Below are 26,975 nucleotides of genomic sequence, written 5' to 3' on the forward strand. Positions count from 1 at the left end.
ATGAAAATCATCAGTCGTAAATCATTGGGCATTCAATGCGTTTTCGATATCGGCTTAGAGCGCGATCATAATTTTTTACTAGATAATGGCTGTATAGCTTCAAATTGCTTTAATAAATCTCATAGCGTCGCCTATGGGTATGTGACTTATCAAACCGCATATCTTAAAGCAAATTACCCTGTGGAATATATGGCGGCGCTACTGTCTTCGGTCAGTGGTGACCAAGAAAAGGTACAGCGATATATTGCTAATTGCCGCAGTATGGGGATCCCTGTTGTTCCGCCAGATGTAAATAGCTCAGGTGAAGACTTTACCCCTCGTGGACATCAGGTTTTGTTTGGCTTAGCTGCAATTAAAAATTTAGGTGCAGGACCTATAGCTTCAATTTTACAGGCGCGTCAAGAAGGGGCTTTTACATCATTGGCGGATTTATGTAGCCGTCTCGATTCGCGATCGCTAAACAAAAAAGCATTAGAAGCATTAATTCAAACTGGAGCATTAGATTTACTAGAGCCAAATCGCCACCAATTGATGAACGATCTTGAAATCACGATGGAATGGGCTTCTCGACGAGCTAAGGAGCAGGCATCTGGACAAGGTAATATTTTCGATTTCTTTGGTGAAAGTAGTAATACGAAAACTTTTGATACTGCCCCAACTACATCCCGCGTTCAAGACTACTCTTCTCAAGACAAACTTCGACTTGAAAAAGAACTGTTAGGTTTTTATATTTCCGATCATCCGCTTAGTGTGGTCAGTCGTTCAGCAAAATTAATGGCTCCGATCAATCTCTGTGATATACCCGACTCTTTAGAGACTAAGGTAGTAACCGCGATCGCTTTAATTCTGGAAATTAAAGAGGTCGTCACAAAAAAAGGCGATCGCATGGCAATTTTACAGCTTGAAGATTTAACAGGCAGTACTGAAGCCGTTGTTTTCCCAAAAACCTTTGATAAGGTCAAGCATCTAATGGAAAAGGACAAACGCCTAATGGTCTGGGGGAAAATTGATCGCCGCGATGAGCAAACGCAATTAATTATTGATGATATGCAGCCGATTGAGTCAGTGCGTATGGTACGGGTCGAACTCACTCGCGAGCAAGCAAGAGATCGGCAGGTTTTGGAGCAACTCAAAAAAGCATTAAATCCTAACCCCAGTTATAGCAGCCATACCAGTAATGGCAATTCCAGTTATGGCAAATCCAATTATGGTAGAAATGAGCCTGATATTTCTAACAAAATCCCCGTAATTGCATCGATTGAGTATATGCCGAAGTTAGTTCGCTTAGGCAATCAGTTCTGGGTGCAAGATGAAGAAACTGCCGTTAAAGCTTTACTGCAAGCAGGATTCAAAGCAACTTACGACGCACTAGTTACTTAAAAGAAGAGAGGTGCAAAGCACCTCTCTTCTTTTATATTCCTAATTGTCTTCTGGCTTCAAATAGACCAAGAGCCGCACTCACCGATAGATTTAGACTACGAACCTTAGGGTGTTCCATAGGAATCTGGACAGATGGATTGTTGGCAATGATCTCTTCGGGTAATCCGCTTGATTCACTGCCAAATAGGAGCCAGTCACCATCTTGGTATTGAAATTCTCGGAAGCTTTGTGAACCTCGCGCACTAAAGCAAATCCATCGTCCTCCTTTTGAGGCTTCGCGCAAAGATTCAATATTGGGATGTACAGTTACGTTCACATATTCCCAATAGTCTATACCTGCGCGTTTAAGTTGGCGATCGCTAATTTCAAAGCCTAAAGGCTCTACCAGATGCAAATGTGTGTTCGTTGCCGCACAGGTACGAGCGATGTTGCCAGTATTAGGTGGGATTTCAGGATAGATGAGAGCGACTTGTAGCATTGACTATGAATATATTTAAAGACTGCGTTGTTAACACAGTCTTTAAATATAAAAGAATTGCGGCACTTCATGCCGTAATTCTTTTTATTACACTTTAGCTCGCTCTTCAATGTCTTCTAGGGTTTGTAGAACTAGACGCTTGGCTTGGAGTTTCCAGCCCCATTTTTGCAAGGCGATCGCAGCCCCTGTACCAACAATTGTGGCAATAAAATCTAAGGGTTGCTCCATCGATATCCCTAAAAGTAGCCCCAGTCCAGCGATACCCCAAAAAGGTAAAGAGACAGTCTGACGATTCTTTTCTACTATTTTGCTAATGTCGTCGGTTGGCATTGCTGCGACTAACTCAGATTTTGCTTGTTTTTGTTCGGCTTTGTTGAGAGATAGACCGATTTTTTGGCGAAGTTTTTCGATTTTGCGAGCATTGGTGCTGTACTGCACTAACTCATCTTCCGCCAACATGATTAAACGCTCTAACTTTGCCATTGGTAAATATATCGAGATAATTAAATGAGATGTACTTCACAGAGTGTCTCAATCTAAGCATCATAGCGATCGCGATCGCAATTACCAAAAGGATAGAGGTCGGGCGATCGCCACAAAAACATCAAAAAAATATTTGACAAGATGCACCATTCTTGTTGTAGAATATAAGTCTTGAAAAAAGGGCGAGTGGCGGAATTGGTAGACGCATCAGACTCAAAATCTGACGACTTCGGTCATGAGAGTTCGATTCTCTCTTTGCCCATAAAATAAAAAAGAGTTCTCATTTTGTGAGAACTCTTTTTTATATGGAAATTTTTTGTAAAACCGAACTCGTGGAAACAATGTGGTGATCTAAGCCAAGCACTTTGGGTTCGATGCCGATCGCCAATCCTATCAATTGTGGTAAGTGCAAAATCGGGATGCCAAGTTTTTGCCCAATTACGCTTTCAACTTCAGGTTGGCGCGAATCGAGATTGAGATGACAAAGAGGACATGGCGTGACAATACAATCTGCTCCTGCGGCGATCGCAGCGGTGAGGTGTCGTCCCGCCATCGAGAAAGATTCTTTGGGCGCATAGCTGGAAATTGGCCAGCCGCAGCATTGCACGCGACCTTCGTAATAGACAGGAGTTGCGCCAACGGTGCGAAATACATTTTCTAGAGATTCTGGTCGAAATGGATCGTCAAAGCGAGTGACTGTTTGCGATCGCAACAGGTAGCAGCCATAGAATGCAGCACATTTAAGATTAGCTAGAGAGCGAGTTACTTTGGCTGCGATATTTTCTAAACCATAGTCGCGGATTAGAACCCAGAGTAAGTGTAAAACTTCGGTAGAACCTTGGAAATCATGTCCTTGTGTATTCAGGAGTGCATTTACTTCGTCTTTGCGAGTAGTATCCGAGCTTTTGAGTTTATCGTTGACACGACCAAGTACACCCTGACAGGTGCTGCATTGCGTCATCACAGTAAGATTTAATTCTTCGGCAAGAGAAATGTTGCGAGCATTGATGACATCCTCCATTAGTTCGTCAGTTTCCTTGAACGTGCCAGAACCGCAGCAGGTTGCCTTATGCAATTCCACGAGTTCAATTCCTAATGCTTGTGCGATCGCTGTTGTCGATGCATGTAGCTCTTTACAAGCACCCTTAGCAACACATCCTGAGTAATAAGCGTATTTCAATGCTTTAGTTTCTGTCATTTCTCTTATCGCAAATCTTTCCCTTGAGCATCTAAATTACCACCAAAAAAGAGAGGCGGCGCTTAGCGCCGCCTCTCTTTTTGATTAATTAAGCAGTGACTAGCTCAGGACGCTTGCTGTTGCGAATACCTTTGATTGCTTCAGCATAGTCGGGCGCATTAAATACAGCTGAACCAGCAACGATCGCATTAGCACCAGCTTCTAAAACTTGCCAAGTGTTATTAGCTTTCAGACCACCATCAACCTCGATCCAAGGATCAAGTCCGCGATCGTCACACATTTGACGCAGCTTGGCAATTTTAGGAATTACGTTAGGAATAAAGCTTTGACCACCGAAGCCAGGGTTCACACTCATGATCAAAACCAAATCGCAAAGATCGAGAACATACTCAATAAAGCTCAAAGGAGTCGAAGGATTGAGGGAAACACCAGCAAGTTTGCCGAGTTCCTTGATTTGGCAAAGATTGCGATGTAAGTGAGGGCAAGCAGTATGCTCTGCATGAACAGTGATGATATCTGCACCAGCTTTTGCAAAGTCAGGAACATATCTTTCTGGCTCAGTAATCATCAAATGCACATCTAAAATTTTGGTCGTCACAGGACGAATCGCGGAAACGATCAATGGCCCAATAGTGATGTTTGGAACAAAGTGACCATCCATAACATCAACGTGAATCCAATCTGCACCCGCCGCATCAACTGCACGAATGTCGTCACCCAAACGGCTAAAGTCAGCAGACAAGATTGAAGGCGAAATAACTGTGGACTTTTTAGGCATATGATTTACGGGGGGCTCAGCTTTACAAAGATCTAAAAAATGGCAGATAAAGGTAGTTTTAACTACAGTCTTACCTTAATTATTAATTAAATTTAGCAGTTTTGATCGAAAGAGTCATAATTAAATTCAAAAAAAGAAATGGCACTTAGTGTCATTTCTTTTTTTGGCTTTTAAGAGACATAAATAGAATAATAAAAACCAAACTTATTGCGACGGGCAAAGCCCGTCGCAATAAGTTTGGTTTTTATTTGGATCATCTAATGCTTGGATATCTCTAACTCAAGCCTAGAAACTGCTGCTGAACTGCAAATAGACTAATAGTATATGTCCCAAATCCAAGCAGAATACAAACTGGTAATGTTAACAACCAAGCTAGTAGCAAGTTTTGTAAAGTATCACTCTGTACCCCAGACCGATTGGCTACCATCGATCCAGCAATACCTGATGAAAGTATATGGGTGGTGCTAACTGGCAACCCGAAATAATCGGCTGTAACGATTGTGGTCATGGTGACTAGCTCCGCGATCGCACCTTGAGCATAGTTAAGAGGCTCTTGACCAATTTTTTCGCCAACAGTTACAACTACTCGCTTCCATCCAATCATTGTGCCCGAGCCAAGAGCGAGAGCAATTGTGATTTTCACCCAATAGGGAATAAATTTGATAGTTTTATCTAATTGATTTCGATAGTCAATTAGTAAAGATTGCTGATCAAGATTAGCTAATTTTTGTTGATTTTCTAATTTAGTAATAGTATTAGCCACAAGGTAAATATCAGTTCTAATTTGAGCGCGATCGCTCTCGGTCATATCCACAAAATCACTACTTATTGATAAACTCTTGCCTATTAAATGACTTTCAAAAGCGAGTGATCGCCAAATATTTTCATTTAATTGCCCTTGTGGTTTCAAGAAATTAGTAAGCTCACTTTGACTATTAGCAAAAAATTGATGATGAATCGAATTTCCACGGATCTGTGATTCTAAAACTGGAATAGCCGCTTGTGATGTCGCAACTAATTGTACGATCGCTTGAGGACTAGTATGCATATTTAAAGAAAAAATACTTGGCAATAAAATCACTAGCACCAGCATCATTAAGCCCATTCCTTTCTGTCCATCATTAGAGCCATGGGCAAAACTGACACCTGTACAGGTCAAAATTAACATTGCCCTAATCCCCAAAGATGGAGCTTCTTCTGTTGGCGCAGTATAGAGATTTTCTTGCTTAATCAGAGATTTGGCGATTACAAATAATAATGCAGCTCCACAAAATCCGATCAATGGTGAAATCAATAGAGAAATTAGCACTTCCTGCATTTTTATCCAATTTATGCCATCCCACCAATTATTTTCTGTGGACAAGACAGAATTAGCTAAACCTATTCCCAAAATTGAGCCAATTAAGCTGTGTGTACTTGATATAGGTAATCCCAAATACCAAGTTCCTACATTCCAAATGATTGCCGAAGTTAGTAGAGACAAAACCATAATCAAACTTTGGCTTGAATCTTTGCTAACAAGTAACTCTACGGGTAATAAAGCCACGATCGAGAAAGCAACTACCCCACTTGAAGTGATCACGCCCAATAAATTGCAAATTCCTGACCAGACGACTGCATAAGTAGGTTTTAAAGAATTTGTATAAATAACTGTCGCTACAGCATTAGCCGTATCGTGAAATCCATTCACAAACTCAAAGCCGATGACTAAGGCGATCGCTAAGCCTAAAAATAGATATTCCATTTGTTTCTATTTTTTAATTCTTGTGCTTTGCACAGGAATTAAATCAATCTTCTTGTTTTTCTAGCGATCGCCACCAACGGCTGAGAGGAAAGTAAATTACAGGCGACCACAAACTACTCAAAATTGCGGAACTAAGCGCAATCCGTTGTTGTAATGTCCAAACATTATCCATACCTGCACCCATGACAGTCAGTTGTACCGCATGCATAGTCTCGACAATTACTGCCATTCCAAACACAATTAAAGCGATCGAAATAAAGTCCTCTTGCACATATCTCTGCTTTTGCAAAAGTGAGGTAAGTCCACCTGCGATCGCTAGCCCCAAAGCATGAGTTGGAGCAATACTCGTGCCTGCAAAAGTCATGCCATCCTGTATAAATCCCAGCGCGATACCCACCATCACCGATAAAACTACAGGACGATTGACACTCCAAGCAACTAGCCAAATTAGCAACCAGTTAGGAGCAATTCCCATCAAGGTCATTCCTGAGAATCTGGTATACATCGATAAAATGCAAATTAGCAGTGAACCAATAGTTACCGCCCAGTTTAAAAATTTTTTTGATAAAGGAACCTTTCGCTCAAGCATTATTTTTTGACTGGGCTATTGCCACTCTTAAAAAGGATATACCTCAACATAATCGAGTAAGCCTAGAGGGGTTGAAAACTCAACAATTGCCTCAGGTGCAGGTTGCTTATCTAGATTTATAGATTTAATTCTACCAACTGGAAGATTTTCAGGAAATAGGGTGCTAAATTGCGAAGTACTAACAATATCTCCCACTTTTACATCTGGATCGCGCTCAAAAAATTCTATGGTAGCTATATTTTGGCTTTGCCCTTTGAGCATTCCACTAATACGGCTGCGACTAATCACAACGCCAACTTGACTGTTAGGATCACTAATTAGCAAAACTTGACTGCTATTGGGGGATACATGGGTCACCCGTCCAACTAAGCCACCTGGTGCAATTACATATGCCCCAGACTTAATGCCATCATTACTCCCCTTTCCTATTAAAATTTGATTCCACCAAGAGTCAGCACCACGACCAATTACAGCCGCCCAAATGCCAGAACCATTAAAAGATACTTTTACTTTCAAAAGCTCTTTCAGGCGCTGGTTTTGTGACTCTAGCTCGGTTAGGCGATAGCGGAGTTCACGTACTTGAGCGTCTTGCAATATTTCTTGCTTAGATACGCTTGATTGGAAAGGGCGGCTAAGAAACTGATAAGCCTCCATAATTGCTACCCCCTGAGTTTGACGGATTAACCAAGCCAAACCAATTCCAGCCGTAACAACAACAGTCTGAAAGCGATAGCGCTCCCACCAACTACGGATTGAATCCATGAAAAATTTACCTATAAACTTTTCAAGCGGCTGGTGAGGACTCGACCAAGATTCTTATAATCTTCTAAGACGCGACCAGCACCAATCACCACACAGTCCAAGGGGGCTGGGGCGATATGAGTAATAATTCCTGTTTCGTGGCTAATCAAGGTGTCAATGCCATTCAGCATTGCACCACCGCCGGCCAGCATAATACCGCGATCAATAATATCAGCAGCTAGTTCGGGAGGTGTTCTCTCTAGGGTGCGCTTTACAGCTTCAATGATCACTGAGAGAGGTTCACTCATGCTTTCACGGATTTCCGAAGATTTAACAGTAACGGTACGAGGCAAACCCGATAACAGGTGCAATCCTCTGACCTCCATCGAAGTCTCTTCTTTGATCGGATAAGCTGAACCAATTTTGATTTTGATCTCTTCTGAAGTCCGTTCCCCAACAACGAGGTTATGTACAGTCTTCATGTATTTCATGATTGCTTCACTGAGCTCGTCTCCAGCAACACGTACCGACTCACTCAAAACAATCCCTTGTAAACTCATCACCGCAACTTCGGTAGTACCACCACCAATATCAATGATCATGTTGCCAGTGGCTTCAGTTACAGGCAGTCCAGCCCCGATCGCCGCAGCGATCGGCTCATCAATTGGGTACACTTCACTTGCCCCAGCGCGACGAGCTGCATCCATAACGGCACGCCATTCAACGCCTGTTACCCCACTTGGAATACCGATCGCGATGCGAGGATTAAAAACGCCTTTTTTAACTTTCTGAATGAATGAACGCAACATTAACTCAGCCGAGTCAAAGTCAGCAATCACTCCATCTTTAAGGGGACGCACTGCAATGATGTCACCAGGGGTGCGACCGATCATTTTATTAGCTTCATTTCCGACTGCATAGGCAGTCTTGTCTCGTTGATCGATTGCGACAACTGATGGCTCTTGCAGAACAATACCTTCACCAGACACATAAATAAGTGTGTTGGCAGTACCGAGGTCAATGCCGATGTCTTTCGTAAAATGGCGTAATAAACCCACAGTAAAACTCTTCCAGTGGTCAAACTAGCTATACATTCTTAACATTTTATTACGATTGTTGTCACTTAGTCTAGTCTTTTTGCCTACTCCGAAAGTCTTGTATTTCCAAACCAAAGTCAAAAGCATTGCTTTGCATTGCTTTTGACTTTGGTTTGGAGGGAGCATTTTGTTATGATAGTTAAGTCAGGCAAAATATTTGTAACAATTAACGATTATCCGATGAGTGATTGGCTCGAACATACTGTCCAAACTGAAGTAGCTATTCCCGTAGAATATGCATGGTCGTTATGGTCGGATTTGCAGGCTATGCCACGTTGGATGAAGTGGATTGACTCTGTGGTAGTCACTGCCGATCCTGAAATATCAGCATGGAAACTCGGCACAAACGGTTTAACTTTTACTTGGAAGTCACGAATTCTCAAACAAATTCCCAATCAAATTATTCAGTGGGAATCGATTGGTGGTCTGTCAAATCGTGGGGCTGTAAGGTTTTATGGTCGCCCTAATAATATGACGATTGTGAAGTTAAGCATTGCCTATGCAATTCCTGCGATCGGGCAAATTATGGATAATTTATTTTTGGGGCAAGTTGTTGAGTCAACTTTGCAGGCTGATTTAGACAGGTTCAGAATTTATGCCCAAGAAGATTTCTTAAAAAACAGTTAAAGAAAAAAGAGCGCAATGCGCTCTTTTTTCTTTAACTGTTTTTTAAGAAGTGGTTGGCATTTCTTTGATTTTAAAAGATTGATCGCTGTCCTTCAGGACTGACTCCAATGATGGTGAGTTGGCAATCTAGGACTGAGAATCCATACTTATCAGCAACTTTTTTACTAATTGTGAGAATCTGATCGTTTTTAAACTCAATAACACGGTTAGTTTTGACGCAAACTAAATGGTGATGATGGTGAGGTTTGGGTTGATTAATTTCATAATGCTTGTGATCTTCTGTGAGTTCTAACTCACGCAAAATCCCCATTCGTGCCATCATTTTCACAGTGCGATAAATTGTCGAAAGACTAATATTTTCACCTTGTGCTTTTAACCGTTCATAAAGATCTTCTGCACTGAGATGTTCACCTTCAGGCAGGGTTTGAAATGTACTTAAGATCACCTCGCGCTGCGGTGTCATGCGACAACCCTTTGAGTTTAGTTCAGCCTTGAGGGCCTCAGGTGAATAGGTAGGCTCCGCAGAAGTCATAGCATTATCAATAACGATAGCTTCTTGAGAATAACATAAATGTCATTAGCAGAGCATCAATTCGCATCAAACCCAATATTGTTGTCAGCGCCTACGGCGCTGACAACAATATTGGGTTTGATGAAAGTAGAGTGGGCATTGCCCGCCCTACTCCTTTCTATGTTATGTTTAGCACCCTATCCTACTTAGAAGTTATTAGCCATGTCATCGTTGCCCCGTGCGATTATTCATCGTAAAAAAGTCGATGCGGTTCAGCGTTTTCACCCTTGGATTTTTTCGGGCGCGATCGCTAAAATGCAAGGCGAAGTCAGTGATGGTGACTTGGTAGAAGCCTATAGCGAAGATGGCAAGTTTTTAGCGATCGGCTTGTGGGGAATGGGTAGCATTGCGATCAAGGTGCTTTCGTTTCAGCCTGTGGAGTCGATGCAGAGTTTATTGCGCGATCGCCTACAGCAAGCGTTTACTTTAAGAAAGCAACTGGGCTTAGTCGATAATCCAGAGACAAATTGCTATCGGTTGATTAATTCTGAAGGGGATGGTTTAGCAGGGTTAATTATTGATGTTTATGGTGGCACGGCGGTTTTGCAATGTCATTCATTGGGAACCTATCGCTATCGTCAGGATATTGCGGAGATATTGAAAGAAATTTATGGCGATCGCTTACTTGCCGTTTACGACAAAAGCTCAGCGACGCTTTCACGCAAATCACAAACTCAGTCTCAAGATGGTTTATTGATCGGAGAGAAATCTGCTGATAGTGCCGAGGTTCTGGAATATGGACATCGCTTTATTGTTGACTGGGAAAGAGGGCAGAAAACAGGTTTTTTCTTAGATCAACGTGAAAATCGGCGTTTGTTTGGCAAGTATGCCATTGGTAAAAAAGTTTTAAATACTTTCTGCTATTCGGGCGGATTTTCGGTGTACGCAATGGCGGCGGGTGCGCGAGAAGTGCATTCGATCGATAGCTCTGTGAAGGCGATGGAATGGACAGATCGCAATATTGCTGCGAATTTTGATGCTGATCGTCAGGCGGCTCATACGTCTTTCGCAGGCGATGTATTTGATTTTCTGAAGCAATGCGATCGCGATTACGATGCGATCGTGCTTGATCCACCTGCTTTTGCCAAAAGCTTATCGGCGCGACATTCAGCAATGCAAGCTTATCGGCGTTTGAATTTGCAGGCTATGTCTAAATTAAAAAGTGGCGGTTTGTTGTTCACTTTCTCCTGTTCTCAGGTAGTGAATGTGGAGAATTTTACAGGAGCAGTGACAGCAGCAGCAATCGAGTCAGGGCGGACGATTCAAGTTTTACATCATCTAACGCATCCTGCGGATCATCCTACGAGTATTTTTCATCCAGAAGGCGCGTATCTTAAAGGCTTAGTTTTGAGCGTTATCTAAGCAGCCATAATTTGCGCAACAGTGAGATTTAATTCTGGAAAGGTTGGCGAAACTAGGCGATCGCTATTTTGAAACCTTGTTAGTTGGTACTTACCTTCTGTATCTAAGGTAAATATGAAAACAGATGGGAGCTTAGGCTCGCCTAGATAGTCGCGAGAACCAATCGCTAAATAATCAACAATCCAATACTCAGGAATCCCTAAACGTTCGTATTCTGCGAGTTTATCAATGTAATCATCTTCCCAATTAGTGGACACCACCTCAACAGCAATCTGAATTGGTTCGCGAATACCTCGATGATTTTGGCGATCGCTCCGCCAAACATCCCGATTAATTACACTTACATCTGGATGTCTGCCCTGTTCTTTACCGTTTTTATTTGTGGTTAAAACCGCAGCAACATCATTGACTACATAGTTTAACTGAAGTCGCTTGACCTCATCCTTAATTGCATCCATGATTAATCCCGCAACATCGTAGTGAAGTCTGGTTGCTAAAATTTTTACCATTTTGCCATCCACAAGTTCATAGCGACCATCTTCAGGACATTGCTCCAAAAATTTATCAAAACTTAGATCTAGCTTTTGTTCTAGTTCTGAGCCAGATTTTGGTTGAGTGAGTGTAATCATAGATTTCCTCAAAATGCGTAGTCTAAATTATATCAAACCCCTATCAAAGCCTCTCTAGTTCAAAAAAGCCGCAAAGTGCAGTAGTGTTTCGCACCGCACTTTGCGGCTTTAATTGTAAAAATGTCAGAAAATGTCAGAAAACTTCTAGAGAAAATTGCTTTTATGTCGCTACAATGTGTGCACCTTTTTGGTGAGGATGTAGGGATATGTATAGAAAGCGTCAGAAAATGTCCGTTGTAAGTCTAGGAGCAACAATCTTAGCTGCTTTTGTGGGGGCGATCGTCGTGCCGATGCCGACACAGGCACAACAAGCAACCGTCAACCCCGCAAATCGCTCTGTTCGAGATGAAGCCGATCGCTTGCTCGATCTTGGCTATGGTCAACTCAAAGATGGCAAACATCGCGAAGCAATCAAGACTTGGCTCTATGCGATCGGTTATTACCGCCGAGTCAATGATCAATCTGCGATTTCCTACACTTTGGCGCGGGTGAGCGATGCCTATGAAATGATGGGGGCAGCTAATGCAGCTCAAGACATGACTCGTCAAAGAATCCGTTACGCCAATACCCTGAAGGATAATGGCGCGAAGTTAGAAAGCTCAAATAACTTGGTCAGCTTTGAGATTGCTCAAAACAAACTGGAATCAGCCGCGAAACTAAACAAAGAAACCCTTGATCTGGCTATTCAAAATGATCAAGGACTGAATACGGCGATCGCCTTGAATAACAAAGGCTTAATTGCAGGCCGCTATGGCGATCATATGGCGGCGATCAAGCTTTATTACGCATCGATCAAAAAATATCCACTCCGTGAGGCGATCGGTGAAGGCTATGTCCATGTTAATAGCGGTGACAGTTTGATGGCGTTGGATGACTACAAAGCCGCGATCAAAGACTATGGCATGGCTCTGACGATCGCAAGGCAATATCGCAATTATCCACTGATGGCAGTAGCTAGCGATCGCTTGATTGCTGCTTATCTCGAAGTCCCTAACTTTTATCGCATTGAGGAATTGTTGCAAAATCGTTCTAGCTTGGCTTTGGTCATGGGCGATCGCGAAACAGCAGCGATCGTGCAGCGATATTTGGGTGATTTGTACTTATCTTTTGGAAATCTGCCAAAATCACGCGCTGCTTACCAAGAGTCCTATGATTTTGCTGCTATGCTAGAAGATACCTCTAGCTTGCAACTGCGAGAAGCATATTACAAATTGCAGACACTAGAAAGATTGTAAGTTTTGCGAGGTAGTGCAACGCACTACCTCGGATTGAATATAAAAGCGCTTTTTATTTAAAAATTTAGTAAAAACCTTAAACTTGCCATGCCAGCGATCGTCATTCCGCGTCGGTTAGATGTAGCTGCTCCTGATCATTCTCTCAATGATCTAGCTACAAAAGTGCCAGTATCCACTGCGCCTACTCAACATATTCTTCCCAACGGGATCAAGATTATTGCCGAACAGGTTCCTGTTGATGCGGTCAACCTTAGCATTTGGGTTGATGTTGGCTCTGCTGTTGAGAGCGATGACATCAACGGTATGGCGCATTTCCTAGAACATATGGTGTTTAAAGGTAGCGAGCGCCTTGGTCTAGGAGAATTTGAACAGGCGATCGAGTCTCATGGTGGTAACACAAATGCGGCAACTAGTCAGGACTATACACATTTTTATATCAATGTTGCGCCCAAGGACTTTGCCAAGCTTGCGCCATTGCAATTAGATATCGTGCTGAAGGCAAGCATTCCTGATGAAGAGTTCCAGCGCGAACGTCATGTGGTGTTAGAAGAAATTCGTCGCAGTGAAGACAATCCTGATCGCCGTATTTATCGGCATATTTCCGAGTTGGTATATGAGCAGCTACCCTATCGTCGTGCTGTACTTGGCCCCGTAGATGTGATTGAAAATGTCACTTCTGAGCAAATGCGATCGTTTCATCGTCAATGGTATGCGCCGCAAAATATGACGATCGCCGTTGTTGGAAATTTACCTGTCAGCGAGATGATCGGTGTGATTGCAGATTATTTTGAGCAGCAAAATGATGAGAAGATGATCGGCGATAAGCCTACACCACAATCCTTTACCCCAGAAAAGCCTTTTGAGTCTATTGTGCGGCGAGAAGTGACCGATCCAAGTCTCAAGCAAGCGCGGCTGAGTATGAGTTGGCGCGTCTCCAGTTTGCGAGACTTATCGGAAACTTATCCCCTGAGTATTTTGGCAAATATTCTTGGCAGTGGGCGTACTTCGCGCCTAGTGCAAGACCTGAGAGAAAATCGGCGCATTGTCGATCGCATTTCAGTGAACAATTCGGCGATGCGTTGGCAAGGCACATTCCAAGTATTTGCCAAGTTGAACGTAGAAGATGTTGCGATCGTCGAGCAAGCAATTCGTGAACATATTCTCAAATTGCATGAAACGCCTGTCACCGATGAGGAGTTGGCGAAAATTCGCACTCAAGTTAGCAATCGCTTTATCTTTGGTAATGAATCACCGAAGGAACGTGCTGGTATTTATGGCTATTACGATCGCATTATCGGGTCGCTAGAGCCAGCTTTAAATTATCCCGATTTGATTAAAGCAATTACCAAAGAGGACATCCAAGCCGCCGTTCGCAAATATCTCAATCCTGATGCTTATGGAATTTTAATTGTAAAACCATAAAATGAGACGATTTTGTCCATAGGCTAACTTAAAGGTCTTTCAGGCAGCATATGAAGCATCTAAAGCAAATAAAAAAAATTTTGCTAAGCATGGCATTAAGTCAACTTTTTGGAAGTACCGCAAATTTACTGCCTGTATTTGCTCAAAAAACTGTTGACAAATGTACTGACGCTGAAACTGCCAATTACATCGGACAAATATCAAAATCCGATCGCAAACTTCTAGAGTCTTTAATCCGTTGCAAACTTAAAACCGTACCCGCCTTAATTTCTGCTCTTAAATCTCCTGATAAAGATATTCGCATTCAGGCTGCCAATATGTTAGGCGCAATGCGAGAGAAGGCAAAAGATGCAATACCTGCCTTAACTGGTATTCTCAAAGATCCAGATAAAGATGTCCGTAATCAGGCTATATCTGCATTGGGATACATGGGTAAAGATGCAGTACCTGCCTTAATTTCTGCACTCAAATCTCCTGATAAAGATATGCGGTCTCAAGCGGCAATGGCACTAATAGGAATAGGTGAGGATGCAAATGAGTCTGAACCTGCACTTATTATGCTACTTAAAGACTCGGATAGGGATGTACGACGTAGCGCTGCAACTGCCCTAGCATTTAAAAGTGGAATTAGTAAAAATGCTTTGCCTGCCCTGATTATAGCCCTCAAAGATGAAGATAAAGATGTGCGCTTCGGTGCTGTATTCGCAATCGATGTATTATCAATAAGGGTAAAAGAGGCTAGGGATGCGGTGCCTGCCCTAATTGTTGCCGTTAAAGACTCCGAGCAACTTATACGTGTTAGGGCTGCCATGGCGTTAGGTTTTATCGGTAAAGATGCAAAGGATGCAGTACCTGCTCTTATTGCTGCTCTCCAATCCTTTGATGCAGATGTGCTCATGCGTTCTCAAACAGCAAATGCCCTAGGAAGTATAGGAAAGGAAGCCAGAGACGCAGTCCCTGCCTTAATTACCGCTCTTAAAGACCCCAATCCAAATGTACGTTCTAGTGCAGCGATCGCTTTAGGAAATATAGACATCAATGCGCCAAATGCTTTGACTGAGTTGATTACTGCTCTGAAAGACTCTCATATAAATGTGCGTGTTAGTGCTGCCATGTCATTAGGAAAAAACAAATATACAAAGTACGCTTTACCTACCCTTATTAACGCCTTAAGAGATTCTGACAAAAATTCGCTTCCTTACGAAAATGGAAGTATCAGGGCAGCAGACGCGCTAAGAGCCATAGGTAAAGAAGCAAAAGGTTCGGTAACTGCGTTAATTGCAACTCTTAAAGATCCCAACCACGGTTTGCGGAGTGCGGCTATATATGCTCTTGGAGGGATAGGGGAGGAAGCAAAAGATGCTGTGCCTGCCTTGATCGCCATTCTTAAAGACCCCAATACTCAATTAAGGTTTGAGGTAGCCAATGCGCTCGGACAAATTGGGAAATACACTTTGCCTATATTAGTTTCTACTCTTAAAGAGCCTAATGAGAAAGTACGTGCTGGCGCAGTAATTGCTATGGGAGTAATAGGTAAAGACACCCTACCAATGCTGGTGTCGGCTCTCAAAGATCCTAGTAAATATGTCCGCGCTCAAGTTGTAAGGTCTCTGGCAATCATTGGAAAAGATACTAAAGAAGTCGTACCTCTAGTTATTGATGCTCTAAAAAAAGACCCTGAGGCTGATGTCCGTTCTAGTGCTGCTAAAGCATTGGAGATTATTGGTAAAGATGCAGTCCCTGCTTTGATTTTTGCGCTCAATGATCCTGATCAATGGGTTCGTTATTCGGCTGCTGAAGCATTAGGCAATATCGGCAATGATGCGAAAAATGCAGTACCCGCTCTTATCAATGCATTCAAAGATTCTGATGAATTGGTGCGCGATGTCGCAAGTGAGGCTCTAGAAAGGATCGCCCCTAACCTTAAATTTTAGAAATTTTAGGATTATTCCGTAGCTCTCCCAAATAACCATGCATCAATCCCAGCGATTATGCAATTAGATAGACAGTTGAAAAATTGCGGATTTGCTCCATTCAATCCGCTTGCGATCACCTATATGCGAAAATGAGAATACCTGAAGATAAATGATCGAGCCATGCAGCAGTTACTTTACATCGAGATTCCTACGCCTCAAGTTGCAGCCGTGAAAACATGGCTTCAGTCTGAGTACCAGCCGTCTTTTGGGAAAAAATCTGTTGCAAAGCATGGCTTTATCCTCGATAGCCAAAATAGCTCAGGTGCGATCGCACAGTTATCAGTATTTATCTGGACATTACAACGCACTACTTATCTGAAAGTATTTCGCTGGTCGGATGAGGTGATGGATGGCGAAAAGGATTTTCTCGATCATTTGACTAAGGCGGCGCGGCAAGCTTTTCCGTATGAGTTTAAACAGCCTCCAGCGATCGCACCTGATCAATCAATTTTTGAAGCCTTAGCAGAGGAGTATCCGCTTACAGTCAAATTTTTTCAACACATTCCTAATGGTGAATATGACCTCAATCGTGTCTATTGGTGGGAGAAGCGCTGGCGCGAAAGTGTGAAATCGCCTGAAACTCCGAAAAATGTGATCTTTACAGAAGCAGGTTCTTCAAAGCAAGATTTGCAATATGATATTGTCTATTTGGGAGGTGCATTGGGGGCAATCCATGCAGCGATGATGGCGAAATTGGGCTATCGCGTTTGTTTAGTGGAAAGGATTCCTTTTGGAAGGATGAATCGTGAATGGAATATTTCCCGCGCCGAATTTCAAAATCTGATTGACTTTGGTCTATTCACCAAAGAAGAATTTGAAAGCATGATTACGGCGGAGTATGTGGATGGATTTAACAAATTCTTTGATAGTAACAATCCACCGCATCTCAAAGCCAAAGTCCTACATACACCCACAGTTCTAAACATTGCGATCGACACCCATCGCTTATTAGAGATTTGTAGCGAGAAATTACATCAGTATGGAGCAGTGATTTGCGATCGCACCGAGTTTGAGAAAGTAACTATTAGCGATTATGGCGCGAAAATATTTGCTAAGAATTTAGAAACTGGTGCACCTGTAACGATCACGTCCAGATTAGTAATTGATGCTATGGGATCGGCTTCAGCGATCGCGCAACAACTAAATGCAGGTCAAGCCTTTGATAGCGTCTGTCCCACTGTGGGTGCAGTTCTCGAAGGTATTGATAAGCATGTATGGGATTCCCAATATGGAGATGTTCTCTTTAGTCATGGCGATATCTCACGGGGACGACAATTAATTTGGGAACTCTTTCCTGCCGAAAAAGATGAACTTACAATTTATCTATTTCACTATCACCAAGTTCATCCAGACAATCCAGGTTCTCTTTTAGAAATGTATGAGGACTTCTTTACGATTTTGCCTGAATATCGCCGTTGTGACATGGAGAAATTAACTTGGAAGAAAGCGACATTTGGTTATATCACAGGACATTACAGCCTCAATGAAGATTCTAAAAAATGTGCCTTTGATCGAATTTTAGCGATCGGTGATGCTGCATCATTACAATCACCGCTTGTGTTTACAGGCTTTGGTTCTCTAGTTCGCAACTTGCCTCGATTAGCAACTTTATTAGATACTGCGCTAAAGCATGATTTACTCAAAGTGGACGATCTCAATCAAATCAATGCCTATCAGAGCAATATTGCCGTCACATGGTTATTCTCTAAGGGAATGATGGTTCCTACAGGAATGTATTTGCCACCAGAGCGGGTTAACTCGATGCTGAACACTTTCTTTGGGTTACTGGCTGATGAGCCACAACCAGTTAGCGATCGCTTTATTAAAGATCGACTCAATTGGTTAATGTTTAACCGTCTTGCCCTGATTGCCGCATTTAAAAATCCAAAACTAATTCTCTGGATTTTGGAAATGGCAGGTACAAAAGATTTATTGAAATGGTTATCTAGTTATGGAGCCTTTACCCGCAGTTCCCTAGCTAATGCTCTATTAGGTGGATGGCTACCACAACTCATGCGGAGTTGTCAAACTTGGCTAGAACCGACGAATCCTCGTTTGTGGTTGCGTTTACTAAGTTGGAGTTATGCACTTAATTACTCTGTCGGTAAACCTGTAGATTAAGACTCAAACCTAAACCAAGAAATATTTTAAAAGCTTTGCATTGCAAAGCTTTTAAAATATTTCTTGTAGTTCCTTTGAGCAAAAATTACTCTAATACCAAAGCACAAAATGGCTACGCCACTTTGTGCTTTTAAAACCCTTACAGGGTTTGGTTTTCAATTCACAAAAGTGTAACAACACTTTTGTGAATTGGTATAACATGTGTAATACCAACTATAGAAAGCGTCACTATACTTTCTGTGGTTAAAACCAAAGCCCAGCAAGGGTTTGAACCACTCAAAATGGCAACGCTATTTTGAGAATAGGCGTAAGTTTTTTCAAAGTTCGTACTAATGCTTAGCCTTTAAGCGAAACATTTGTGTCATAGTTTTTTAATTACGTGAGGTAAGCAACTATGAGCGGGCGCATCTTTGGGACAACTAAAATTTTAGGAGTGATGGGGTTTCCCGTTAGTCATAGTCTTTCGCCTGTGATGCATAATGCCGCGATCGCAGCTTTGGGACTGGACTATGTGTATGTACCATTTCCGATCGCTGTGGATGATTTACCTACAGCGATCGCTGGTTTAAAAACAATTCAATCGATCCGAGGCTTTAACCTAACAATCCCTCATAAAGTTGAAGTGATGCCCTTGCTTGATGAAGTCTTGCCGATCGCTCAAGCCGTTGGTGCTGTCAATACTGTTAAGCGAGTTGGAGATCGCTTAATTGGCACAAATACTGACGTTGCAGGTTTTTTAAATCCACTCAAACAGCTTAACTGCGAATGGGAAAATACGCCCGCCTTGATCCTTGGTGGTGGTGGTGCGGCTCAGGCTGTAGTTGCGGCTTGCTTAGAATTGGGCTGTTCTGTCATTCATGTGGCGGGACGAGATCCCAAAAAGATGAAAAAATTTCACGGCTCAATGACCAGCCAACTTCATGATTACAATCTGCGCGTACATCCTTGGACATCAATACCACACTTGCTAGAAGTTGCGGGAATCGTAATTAATGCCACACCGATCGGAATGGCAGGCGATCCAAATACACCGATCTCTGAAGAGGAAATGGATCTATTGCCTGATCATGCGATCGCATATGACCTAATTTATACACCACGCCCCACAAAATTTTTACAAATTGCCGCCGCCAAAGGACTCAAAACAATCGATGGTTTGGAGATGCTAATTAATCAGGGTGCGATCGGGCTGGAGTTTTGGTTAGACCTGCCAGTCCCCATTGAGATTATGCGCCAAGCGTTGCACCAGCATCTAGCTACGCAATCCTAACATCCCAAAAGGCAAAGCGTCTGCATAGCGGGTAATTTGCCTTTTTGGATGTTGTCTAGCTACTGACTTGCGTAGGGATGTAAAACTACGGCTTTGAGAACGCGATCGCCTTTCCATAGTGGTAAGGATAGCCATAATTTTCCTTCATTAATCCATTGTTGTCGTAGAGCCGAACTACTAAGTTTCGGGTCATTAGATTTGAGGCAAATAATATTTAAAGTTGGTTCGCAGACGAGTTCTAATTCTGCCGAATCTTCAACCCATTGACGCAGATGATCAGATAGATCAAGCGATCGCTCCACGAGATAACGACAACCCGAAATTCCCATCGCTTTCAGAGCCATCCATAACTTGAGGCTATCAGTCCGTCTTGTTCCCTGCAAATTAAGATTTCCAAAGTTCAGAGCTTGATCATCCATATAGGGAAGTTCTCCATCAAAGCCATCAACGAGATGCTGCTTATCTTTGACAATTAGCATTGCACAGGTTCGCGCTACCCAAAGCCACTTTTGCGGATTAAAAGTCATTGAGTCCGCAAGTTCACAACCTTGAAATAGGGGCTGCAATTTTGGGGTAAAAATACCTGCTCCACCATAGGCTGCATCAATATGAAACCAACAATCATAACGTTTAGCAATTTCTCCCACTGATTGAATCGGATCAATTGCCCCTGTTACTGTTGTGCCCGCGATCGCAGCTACAAAAAAAGGATGTTTTCCTTCTCTAATTGCTTTTTGAATAGCAGATTCCAATTCTTCTAAAATAATTTCGCCACGATGATTTGTAGGAACTCTCACTAAGTTCTCTTTGCCAACGCCAATCACATTCATTGCCTTCTCAAAGGAAGTATGTGCGGCATCAGAAACAAAAGCCATTAAATTGCTGGAATTACCTAAAGCCTTGCTTTGTGGTCGTTTCCAGTTTCTCGCTAATAATAGTCCTGAAATATTAGCAAGACTGCCACCTGCGGTAAGTGTGCCAAAACAATCAGTTCCCATTCCAAACAGATTACCGAACCATTGCATCAATTGCGTTTCCATTTCCGTAAATACGGGAGCGAGTTCATAGCTCAGCATATTGTTGTTAATTGCGGAAACTAGAGCATCTGCCCAGATCGTGATTGCACTAGGCACACTATCCATATGTCCCATATAGCGAGGATTCTGAAAGTTGACAGTACGTGGCAAAATCTGCGATCGCACTTCTGCCAATAATTCTAAAAGTTCCTGCCCTTGTTCAGGAATGAGAATATCAAAAGCAGATTCATCTGTCACAAAGGGCTGATTTTGAGTATCCAAAACTGAATCCACGATCAAATCGACAAAGGCATATCCCAACTTACGGATATCTTCAAGATTAGAGCGATCGGGATTAAGGAAATGAGAATTAAGGAAGAAATTTTTTTGGGAATCGGGCATTGTCGCAGTTTTCAAAGAAGTAGTTTCTAAAAGATCTTTAAAGGCATTGCCATGCAAGTCTTTTAAAGATCTTTTTGGTTTAGCTATTGATGTAAGGAATACGTGGAATTGAAGCAATCAAAGCCTTGGTATATTCGTGCTGAGGATTAGTCAACACTTCTGCGGTACTGCCCTGCTCTACAATTTTACCGCTACGCATCACGGCAATGCGATCGCAGAAAAACTGAGCAACAGCGAGATCGTGGGTAATAAAGATATAAGTCAGCTTAAATTCTTGTTTGAGATCGCGCATTAACTGCAAAACTTGGCTCTGAATCGAAGCATCGAGCATACTCACAGGCTCATCGCAGATGACCAATTTCGGGTTAGTAATCAAAGCACGGGCGATCGCTACTCGTTGCAATTGTCCACCTGACAAATCTGATGGATAACGTTCGGCTAGTTGCGAGTTCAGTCCTACTTTTTCAAGAATGGCATATACCTTTTCACGAGCCGATTCTAGATTGGGTTCGATTTTATGAATCAGCAATGGATCGGCGACGCTATGAAATACCGTCATATAAGGACTAAAGCAAGCACGCGGATCTTGGAAAATCATCTGCATCTGCGATCGCATTTGGCGTAGTTGTTCACCTTTGAGTCTAGTTAGTTCCACGCTATTAAACCGCACGGAACCGCGATCGGGTTTGATCAATTGTAGAATTGCTCGTCCCGTTGTACTTTTGCCAGAGCCACTTTCACCGATGATGCCAAAGGTTTCTCCTGAGATTATTTCTAAGTCAACGCCATCAACTGCTTTTACTAAACCAATCGAAGGATCAACTAATCGTGTTAGCAGATTTCCGCCAGTGACATAATGCTTTTGGAGATGATTTACATAGAGGATTACTCTTGGAGATGATTTTGGAGGAATCTGAGTTTTTTCAATTACCTTAACTTCTTCACCATCTGGGTTGTCTTCTAAAGTATTCTCTGGAGCATTTTCGGGTATATCTTCTAGAACTTCCTGATCTTGAACTTCAGAAATATCTTGACTAGAAGATAATATCTCAGGATGAAAATGGAGAACAGAAGCCAGTAAGCTTTGGGTATAGGGATGTTGCGGAGAACGAAAAATTTGTTCGACAGCTCCAGTCTCCACGATCACACCGTTATACATGACGGCAATGCGATCGCAATATTCAGCAACCATACCAAGATCGTGGGTGACTAGCAGTAAGCCCATGGATCGACTTTTGCGAAGTTCAGTTAGTTCTTTGAGAATATCTGTGGCAACTGTGACATCAAGACTAGTGGTTGGTTCATCAGCAATCAATAAAACAGGATTTAGCAGCAACGAAAGGGCGATCGCTACTCTCTGACGCATCCCACCACTAAATTCATGGGGATATTGTTTAGCTCGTGATGGATCAATACGAACGGCTTTAAGCGCATCTTTTAGCCGTTGTTGAGCAGATTTGGCTGAGAGCTTAGGATAATGAGATGCTAATACTTCTAAACCATGTGCCTCTATGCTCATGAGTGGATCGAGTCTTGTCATCGGATCTTGAAATATTAATCCAACCTTTTCACCTCGCCATGTGCCATCTTTTTTCTCGGCAATCGCTTCACCATCGACACAGACTGTCCCTTCAATGCTGGCATACTTGGGTAATAGCTTAATTAGCGATCGCCCAATCGTTGATTTGCCACAGCCACTTTCGCCGATTAAACCTAGCGCTTCACCTGCTTGTAAATGAAAAGTAACGCGATCGACCGCAGGTTCTGCATTGCCATAACGAACAGTCAAGTTTTCGACTTCAAGCAGCATGTTTTTTTAAGGACTGAGTATCTAAGCATCTCAAGCTAAAATATCATGCTTCAAGACACTTACAGTGCTTTGCGCTAACAGGGCAACCAAGATTTTTGTTAAAAGTGTTGCAAAGCAACACTTTTAACAAAAATCTTCTGATCTTCTGAGTCAAAAAATAATACCAAAACACAAAGTGGCGCAGCCATTTTGTGTTTTTAAAACCCTTACAGGGTTTGGTTTTTAATTCACAGAAGTGTTGTCACACTTTTGTGAATTGGTATAACAGAGAGTTGCGGTGCTTTGCGCCGTAACTCTCTGTTTCCACTAAATAGGCAAAAGCTATACATGCTAGATATCGAGATAACGATGAATTGCAGTAAGGTCTAGATGTGTTTCTAGTAAGTCTGCCATATCGTTATAAAGCTTTTGTTGATGATCTTGCCAAGAGATTGAGGCTGACTGATGTTCGGGAATATTTGCCAATCTGGTTAAAGATTGGCGTACAGCAACAGATTCAAATAAACCATGCAAATAACTTCCCCATACCCGATCGCATTGCATTCCTTCATCACGAAACTCGCGATCGCCTTGCACTTGCAGCAAAGGTTGAATTAGCGAAGATTCACTAGCCTCAATTAATTTGGTGACTCCCATATGAATCTCATAGGTCATCCATTTGTCGGTAGATTGCGAACTTTGCCAGAGCGCCTGTACCTGACGCACCTGTTTGGTTGCCATAAATTCTGTACTAATTGGTAATAGCCCCAGTCCTTCGACATCTCCTGATGAACCAGCAACACCTTCGCGATCGCATAGATATTTCCCCAACATCTGATAACCACCACAGATACCAACGATCGGAACGCCTCGATGATGTGCCGCCAAAATTGCATTTGCTAATCCTGAAGTTCTTAACCATTGTAGATCGCTGAGAGTGTTTTTGCTTCCTGGGAGAATAATGATCTTTGCATTGTCTAAATCCGCAATGGTTTTCGCCCAAACGGTCTCTATGCCTAGATCTAATTGCCAAGGCTGACTATCTTGAGAATTAGACAAATGAGGAAATCTAATCCACGCGATCTTCGCACCCTCACCTTTAGATTCCGCTTCACTACATAAACTATCTTCGCTCTCAGGTTGTAGATCTGCGGCATAGGGAAGAACTCCTATATAGGGAAGATGCGGCATATAATCGCGAAAGTGTTTCTCTGCATCATTAAACAATCGTAAATCGCCACGAAACTTGTTCACAATAAAGCCTAATCCCAAATCCCTTGCAGTTTCAGGTAGAAGCTGATGCGTACCAATTATTTGAGCAAATACGCCTCCCTTCTCGATATCCCCAACAAGAATCCAACGTCCTTGCAAATGAACAATCGGGCGTAAATTCACAAGATCACGATGCATGAGATTAAGTTCTACAGGGCTGCCAGCCCCTTCTAACAGCAAAACATCACAGCGATCGCGCCAATATTCGAGAGAGTCGCGCACAGTCTCCCAGAGCGTTTCGATATGTTGATAGTAATCAATTGCCGCGATATGTTGACGAGCTTCACCTAATAAAACTAATTGCGAAGTTCCATTTCCCGATGGCTTTAACAGAATTGGATTCATTTCTACGATTGGACGCATCCCACAGGCGATCGCTTGTACTGCTTGCGCTCGACCTATTTCTCCACCTTCCAATGTCACATAGGAATTATTCGACATATTTTGCGCTTTAAATGGAGCAACTTTAACTCCATTTCGTCTGAGCCATGCCCCTAATGCTGTAACCATCCAGCTTTTGCCAGCATTAGATGAAGTTCCCAAAACAGATATGGCTTTCATAATATCGATGATAAGTTTAGTAGGGGCAACGCCCCTACTAAACTTATCATCGAATTCCTGTGCTAGAGCTATCTCCTAACTTTCTGATTTTAATTTTTGCGGCAAGTCTTGATCGCTTAATTGGCGATCCTGTTAATTGGCTGCATCCAGTGCAGGTCATGGGTTGGTTCATCTCGCAATTTACTGATTTGGTGCTGATCGAAGATCCAGCTTCTAGCAATCGTATTCCTCGTTTTTCGCCACTAATCATGAAAGTGCTAGGCATGATTTTAGGAGTTAGCATGATCTTGGGAAGTGGTGTCGTAAGCTGGCTGATTGCGATCGCATCGGCAAAAGTCCATCCTTTTTTTGCGATCGCTGTTTCCAGTATTTTATTAGCCGCCTGTTTTGCGGGAAGAAGTCTCCGTGATGCCGCCGAGTCAGTGTTAGCTGTATTGCAAACTGGAAATATCGAAAATGCTCGCCGAGAGTTGAGTCGCTATGTAGGGCGTGATACGGATGATTTGACAGAATTAGAGATTTTACGAGCTGTGCTGGAAACTGTCACCGAAAATGCGATCGATGCTGTTACATCGCCATTGTTTTATGCCTTGATTGGTTCGGCTTTGTTTGATTATGGTGGCGTAGCTTTAGCGATCGCTTACAAAGCAGCTAGCACGCTCGACTCTATGGTGGGCTATCGCGAAGCTCCCTACACTGATCTCGGCTGGTTTAGCGCCAAGACCGATGATGTGTTTACTTGGCTGCCATGTCGATTAACGGTGATTACTTTAGCGTTATTTTCAGGAAAGCCCATGTATGTCTGGCAGATTTGCGATCGCGATGCCAAGCAAGACTCTAGCCCCAATTCTGGATGGAGTGAATGTGTTTATGCAGCAATTTTGCAAGTACAGTTAGGTGGAGAAAATCGCTATCGCGGGCTTGTTAAACAAAAGCCGTTATTGGGAGATGCGATTGATGCGATCGCTGCACCTAAAATTTCACAAGCTCTCAAGCTAACGCGCATCTGTTTTTTGATTTGGCTTAGCTTCGCTATCGTCATAGCCAATAAATAGTAAAAAGGGATGCTCGGCATCCCTTTTTACTATTTACTAATTTGGCGACATTCATCACCAGATATAGATTTAGTACTACCATCTGGTAGAACCTTAACGCAGGTAATATCTGCTTTTGGAACAAAGAAAGTATATGCAATAACACCTGAAAGCAATATCAAAGAAGCAGGAACTAGAACATTTAAAGATAGCCATTTCGGACGTAATTTCTTCTTGATACTGGCTAATTTTTTCCGAACTGAAAAAATATTTGGATACTTATTTTCAGGATATCTCTTATAGATTTTAATTGCTTGCTCATAAAGATGTTTGACCTCTTGGTAGCGATTTTGAGAATAGTAAATTGCTGCTAGATCTACTAAACTAGCCGCAATTTCTGGATGCTCTATACCTAACACCTTTTTTTTGATTTCTAAAGCTTGTAAAAACAATGATTCTGCTTTTGTATACAAAGCTTGAGAATTATAAATTGCGGCTAAGTCGAGCATTGCAGATATGACATCAGGATGCTCTTCCCCTAGAGCCTGCTTACGAATGGCGATCGCTTTTAGAAATAGTTTTTCGGTTTTATCAAATTGGTTTTGTGAATAACTAAGAGCTGCTAAATCTATTAAGCAATTAGCAACATGGGGATCAGATTCTCCATACAGATTTTGGCTTATAACTAATATTTGCTCAAGATAGTTTTCAGCATCAATATACTTGCCAGACTTGCTATCTTTTTGAGATAACTCTTGTAAACATTCCAGGAAAATGGCAGCCTTCCCTTGAGCATAGGGCGGCTCAGGCTCAATTCGATAAATAGCAACAGTATTGCTACTAAAAACAATTTCATCTCCATGCATTAATATCCATGAATCGCGTATTTCCCCATTAATCAACAAGCCATTAGTGCTTTTCCCTTTTTCAGGAGTACCATCACTAAGCCGAAATAATTGAATTAAAGGAGCTTGTACAGGAATTCCTATTAAAGTTGCATGTTCGCGCGACACTGACTGCGATCGCAAGACAATATCATTTTCTGGCGATCGCCCAAGTACATAGCTCTTACTATCTAGTAAAATCCGTTGCTGTCCTTCAGGATCTTTCAAAATCAGATAATGCTCAAATTGACTGCCTTCAACTACGGTCGCATCTTGAGGAGTAAAGGATCTGGGAGTCATAGTAAGAGGGGCGATT

23 protein-coding genes and 1 tRNA gene are annotated in these 26,975 nt (G+C 42.4%); 10 read left to right on the top strand and 14 right to left on the bottom strand.

Going from position 1 to position 26,975, the window contains the following annotated elements:
* Window positions 1–1,380 (top strand): OB-fold nucleic acid binding domain-containing protein, encoded by a 1,380-nt coding sequence (locus tag CQ839_RS15740; protein ID WP_103669242.1) that lies wholly within the window; start codon window positions 1–3, stop codon window positions 1,378–1,380.
* Window positions 1,381–1,411: 31 nt separating this feature from the next.
* On the opposite strand, the gene CQ839_RS15745 is transcribed toward CQ839_RS15740, so the two are convergent.
* Complete coding sequence (locus CQ839_RS15745; RefSeq protein WP_103669243.1) at window positions 1,412–1,858, bottom strand: tRNA (cytidine(34)-2'-O)-methyltransferase; 447 nt, start codon at window positions 1,856–1,858, stop codon at window positions 1,412–1,414.
* Window positions 1,859–1,945: 87 nt separating this feature from the next.
* Window positions 1,946–2,341, bottom strand: coding sequence for a hypothetical protein (locus CQ839_RS15750; protein ID WP_103669244.1), 396 nt, complete (start codon window positions 2,339–2,341; stop codon window positions 1,946–1,948).
* Window positions 2,342–2,521: 180 nt separating this feature from the next.
* On the opposite strand from CQ839_RS15750, the gene CQ839_RS15755 reads away from it, so the two are divergent.
* Window positions 2,522–2,603: transfer RNA gene (locus CQ839_RS15755), tRNA-Leu, on the top strand.
* A gap of 39 nt (window positions 2,604–2,642) precedes the next feature.
* On the opposite strand, the gene CQ839_RS15760 is transcribed toward CQ839_RS15755, so the two are convergent.
* The 6 genes from CQ839_RS15760 to CQ839_RS15785 form a co-directional block, all read right to left on the bottom strand.
* On the bottom strand, window positions 2,643–3,539 hold the full coding sequence (locus CQ839_RS15760; RefSeq protein ID WP_103669245.1) for a CoB--CoM heterodisulfide reductase iron-sulfur subunit B family protein: 897 nt from the start codon (window positions 3,537–3,539) through the stop codon (window positions 2,643–2,645).
* A gap of 88 nt (window positions 3,540–3,627) precedes the next feature.
* On the bottom strand, window positions 3,628–4,317 hold the full coding sequence (rpe, locus tag CQ839_RS15765; protein WP_094534899.1) for a ribulose-phosphate 3-epimerase: 690 nt from the start codon (window positions 4,315–4,317) through the stop codon (window positions 3,628–3,630).
* Window positions 4,318–4,591: 274 nt separating this feature from the next.
* The gene (locus tag CQ839_RS15770) at window positions 4,592–6,061 is read right to left on the bottom strand and encodes an inorganic phosphate transporter (RefSeq protein WP_103669246.1); all 1,470 of its coding nucleotides are present in this window, start codon (window positions 6,059–6,061) and stop codon (window positions 4,592–4,594) included.
* A 43-nt stretch (window positions 6,062–6,104) separates the two neighbouring features.
* Window positions 6,105–6,650 carry a rod shape-determining protein MreD gene (gene mreD / locus CQ839_RS15775; protein ID WP_103669247.1) on the bottom strand — a complete coding sequence of 182 codons (546 nt, stop codon included), beginning with the start codon at window positions 6,648–6,650 and terminating at the stop codon, window positions 6,105–6,107.
* Window positions 6,651–6,677: 27 nt separating this feature from the next.
* Window positions 6,678–7,412 carry a rod shape-determining protein MreC gene (gene mreC / locus CQ839_RS15780; protein WP_103669248.1) on the bottom strand — a complete coding sequence of 245 codons (735 nt, stop codon included), beginning with the start codon at window positions 7,410–7,412 and terminating at the stop codon, window positions 6,678–6,680.
* Window positions 7,413–7,423: 11 nt separating this feature from the next.
* Window positions 7,424–8,449, bottom strand: coding sequence for a rod shape-determining protein (locus CQ839_RS15785; protein ID WP_094534891.1), 1,026 nt, complete (start codon window positions 8,447–8,449; stop codon window positions 7,424–7,426).
* 219 nt (window positions 8,450–8,668) lie between these two features.
* Between CQ839_RS15785 and CQ839_RS15790 the strand changes: the two genes are divergently transcribed.
* Window positions 8,669–9,115, top strand: coding sequence for an SRPBCC family protein (locus CQ839_RS15790; RefSeq protein WP_103669295.1), 447 nt, complete (start codon window positions 8,669–8,671; stop codon window positions 9,113–9,115).
* 70 nt (window positions 9,116–9,185) lie between these two features.
* Here the strand turns inward: CQ839_RS15790 and CQ839_RS15795 are convergent, their stop codons facing one another.
* Window positions 9,186–9,647, bottom strand: a complete 462-nt coding sequence (locus CQ839_RS15795) for a Fur family transcriptional regulator (protein ID WP_103669249.1) — start codon at window positions 9,645–9,647, stop codon at window positions 9,186–9,188.
* Window positions 9,648–9,848: 201 nt separating this feature from the next.
* On the opposite strand from CQ839_RS15795, the gene CQ839_RS15800 reads away from it, so the two are divergent.
* Window positions 9,849–11,048, top strand: coding sequence for a class I SAM-dependent rRNA methyltransferase (locus CQ839_RS15800; RefSeq protein WP_103669250.1), 1,200 nt, complete (start codon window positions 9,849–9,851; stop codon window positions 11,046–11,048).
* On the opposite strand, the gene CQ839_RS15805 is transcribed toward CQ839_RS15800, so the two are convergent.
* Window positions 11,045–11,677 carry a Uma2 family endonuclease gene (locus CQ839_RS15805; RefSeq protein WP_103669251.1) on the bottom strand — a complete coding sequence of 211 codons (633 nt, stop codon included), beginning with the start codon at window positions 11,675–11,677 and terminating at the stop codon, window positions 11,045–11,047. The two genes, CQ839_RS15800 and CQ839_RS15805, sit on opposite strands and share 4 nt — an antisense overlap.
* Window positions 11,678–11,883: 206 nt before the next feature.
* Here CQ839_RS15805 and CQ839_RS15810 point away from each other — a divergent pair, with 206 nt between their 5' ends.
* From CQ839_RS15810 to CQ839_RS15830, 5 genes are all read left to right on the top strand, one after another.
* The gene (locus CQ839_RS15810; RefSeq protein WP_146048749.1) at window positions 11,884–12,912 is read left to right on the top strand and encodes a hypothetical protein; all 1,029 of its coding nucleotides are present in this window, start codon (window positions 11,884–11,886) and stop codon (window positions 12,910–12,912) included.
* An 87-nt stretch (window positions 12,913–12,999) separates the two neighbouring features.
* On the top strand, window positions 13,000–14,334 hold the full coding sequence (locus tag CQ839_RS15815; RefSeq protein WP_103669253.1) for a pitrilysin family protein: 1,335 nt from the start codon (window positions 13,000–13,002) through the stop codon (window positions 14,332–14,334).
* Window positions 14,335–14,423: 89 nt separating this feature from the next.
* Window positions 14,424–16,268, top strand: coding sequence for a HEAT repeat domain-containing protein (locus CQ839_RS15820; protein ID WP_181016216.1), 1,845 nt, complete (start codon window positions 14,424–14,426; stop codon window positions 16,266–16,268).
* 162 nt (window positions 16,269–16,430) lie between these two features.
* Entirely contained in the window at window positions 16,431–18,431 is a 2,001-nt protein-coding gene (locus CQ839_RS15825; RefSeq protein WP_103669255.1) for an NAD(P)/FAD-dependent oxidoreductase, read from the top strand.
* A 394-nt stretch (window positions 18,432–18,825) separates the two neighbouring features.
* The gene (locus CQ839_RS15830) at window positions 18,826–19,701 is read left to right on the top strand and encodes a shikimate dehydrogenase (protein ID WP_103669256.1); all 876 of its coding nucleotides are present in this window, start codon (window positions 18,826–18,828) and stop codon (window positions 19,699–19,701) included.
* A gap of 59 nt (window positions 19,702–19,760) precedes the next feature.
* On the opposite strand, the gene CQ839_RS15835 is transcribed toward CQ839_RS15830, so the two are convergent.
* The 3 genes from CQ839_RS15835 to CQ839_RS15845 all read right to left on the bottom strand — a co-directional run bounded on the left by CQ839_RS15835 (window position 19,761) and on the right by CQ839_RS15845 (window position 24,741).
* A complete protein-coding gene (locus CQ839_RS15835; RefSeq protein WP_103669296.1) occupies window positions 19,761–21,119 on the bottom strand; it encodes an aminotransferase class V-fold PLP-dependent enzyme in 1,359 nt (452 codons plus the stop codon).
* A 79-nt stretch (window positions 21,120–21,198) separates the two neighbouring features.
* Window positions 21,199–22,929, bottom strand: a complete 1,731-nt coding sequence (locus CQ839_RS15840; protein WP_103669257.1) for an ABC transporter ATP-binding protein — start codon at window positions 22,927–22,929, stop codon at window positions 21,199–21,201.
* 330 nt (window positions 22,930–23,259) lie between these two features.
* Complete coding sequence (locus tag CQ839_RS15845; protein ID WP_103669258.1) at window positions 23,260–24,741, bottom strand: cobyric acid synthase; 1,482 nt, start codon at window positions 24,739–24,741, stop codon at window positions 23,260–23,262.
* Between the two features lie 59 nt (window positions 24,742–24,800).
* Between CQ839_RS15845 and cbiB the strand changes: the two genes are divergently transcribed.
* Window positions 24,801–25,796, top strand: a complete 996-nt coding sequence (gene cbiB / locus CQ839_RS15850) for an adenosylcobinamide-phosphate synthase CbiB (RefSeq protein ID WP_219817794.1) — start codon at window positions 24,801–24,803, stop codon at window positions 25,794–25,796.
* 29 nt (window positions 25,797–25,825) lie between these two features.
* Here cbiB and CQ839_RS15855 read toward each other — a convergent pair whose 3' ends face one another.
* A complete protein-coding gene (locus CQ839_RS15855) occupies window positions 25,826–26,959 on the bottom strand; it encodes a tetratricopeptide repeat protein (protein WP_103669259.1) in 1,134 nt (377 codons plus the stop codon).
* Between the last annotated feature and the right edge of the window lie 16 nt (window positions 26,960–26,975).

Source organism: Pseudanabaena sp. BC1403 (genome assembly GCF_002914585.1).
GTDB lineage: Bacteria > Cyanobacteriota > Cyanobacteriia > Pseudanabaenales > Pseudanabaenaceae > Pseudanabaena.

What these genes read in the sequence shown, in the direction of transcription:
- CQ839_RS15740 (WP_103669242.1), top strand. Translation starts at nt 1, where the DNA reads ATGAAAATCATCAGTCGTAAATCATTGGGCATTCAATGCGTTTTCGAT.
- CQ839_RS15745 (WP_103669243.1), bottom strand. Translation starts at nt 1,858, where the DNA reads ATGCTACAAGTCGCTCTCATCTATCCTGAAATCCCACCTAATACTGGC.
- CQ839_RS15750 (WP_103669244.1), bottom strand. Translation starts at nt 2,341, where the DNA reads ATGGCAAAGTTAGAGCGTTTAATCATGTTGGCGGAAGATGAGTTAGTG.
- CQ839_RS15760 (WP_103669245.1), bottom strand. Translation starts at nt 3,539, where the DNA reads ATGACAGAAACTAAAGCATTGAAATACGCTTATTACTCAGGATGTGTT.
- rpe (WP_094534899.1), bottom strand. Translation starts at nt 4,317, where the DNA reads ATGCCTAAAAAGTCCACAGTTATTTCGCCTTCAATCTTGTCTGCTGAC.
- CQ839_RS15770 (WP_103669246.1), bottom strand. Translation starts at nt 6,061, where the DNA reads ATGGAATATCTATTTTTAGGCTTAGCGATCGCCTTAGTCATCGGCTTT.
- mreD (WP_103669247.1), bottom strand. Translation starts at nt 6,650, where the DNA reads ATGCTTGAGCGAAAGGTTCCTTTATCAAAAAAATTTTTAAACTGGGCG.
- mreC (WP_103669248.1), bottom strand. Translation starts at nt 7,412, where the DNA reads ATGGATTCAATCCGTAGTTGGTGGGAGCGCTATCGCTTTCAGACTGTT.
- CQ839_RS15790 (WP_103669295.1), top strand. Translation starts at nt 8,669, where the DNA reads ATGAGTGATTGGCTCGAACATACTGTCCAAACTGAAGTAGCTATTCCC.
- CQ839_RS15795 (WP_103669249.1), bottom strand. Translation starts at nt 9,647, where the DNA reads ATGACTTCTGCGGAGCCTACCTATTCACCTGAGGCCCTCAAGGCTGAA.
- CQ839_RS15800 (WP_103669250.1), top strand. Translation starts at nt 9,849, where the DNA reads ATGTCATCGTTGCCCCGTGCGATTATTCATCGTAAAAAAGTCGATGCG.
- CQ839_RS15805 (WP_103669251.1), bottom strand. Translation starts at nt 11,677, where the DNA reads ATGATTACACTCACTCAACCAAAATCTGGCTCAGAACTAGAACAAAAG.
- CQ839_RS15810 (WP_146048749.1), top strand. Translation starts at nt 11,884, where the DNA reads ATGTATAGAAAGCGTCAGAAAATGTCCGTTGTAAGTCTAGGAGCAACA.
- CQ839_RS15815 (WP_103669253.1), top strand. Translation starts at nt 13,000, where the DNA reads ATGCCAGCGATCGTCATTCCGCGTCGGTTAGATGTAGCTGCTCCTGAT.
- CQ839_RS15820 (WP_181016216.1), top strand. Translation starts at nt 14,424, where the DNA reads ATGGCATTAAGTCAACTTTTTGGAAGTACCGCAAATTTACTGCCTGTA.
- CQ839_RS15825 (WP_103669255.1), top strand. Translation starts at nt 16,431, where the DNA reads ATGCAGCAGTTACTTTACATCGAGATTCCTACGCCTCAAGTTGCAGCC.
- CQ839_RS15830 (WP_103669256.1), top strand. Translation starts at nt 18,826, where the DNA reads ATGAGCGGGCGCATCTTTGGGACAACTAAAATTTTAGGAGTGATGGGG.
- CQ839_RS15835 (WP_103669296.1), bottom strand. Translation starts at nt 21,119, where the DNA reads ATGCCCGATTCCCAAAAAAATTTCTTCCTTAATTCTCATTTCCTTAAT.
- CQ839_RS15840 (WP_103669257.1), bottom strand. Translation starts at nt 22,929, where the DNA reads ATGCTGCTTGAAGTCGAAAACTTGACTGTTCGTTATGGCAATGCAGAA.
- CQ839_RS15845 (WP_103669258.1), bottom strand. Translation starts at nt 24,741, where the DNA reads ATGAAAGCCATATCTGTTTTGGGAACTTCATCTAATGCTGGCAAAAGC.
- CQ839_RS15855 (WP_103669259.1), bottom strand. Translation starts at nt 26,959, where the DNA reads ATGACTCCCAGATCCTTTACTCCTCAAGATGCGACCGTAGTTGAAGGC.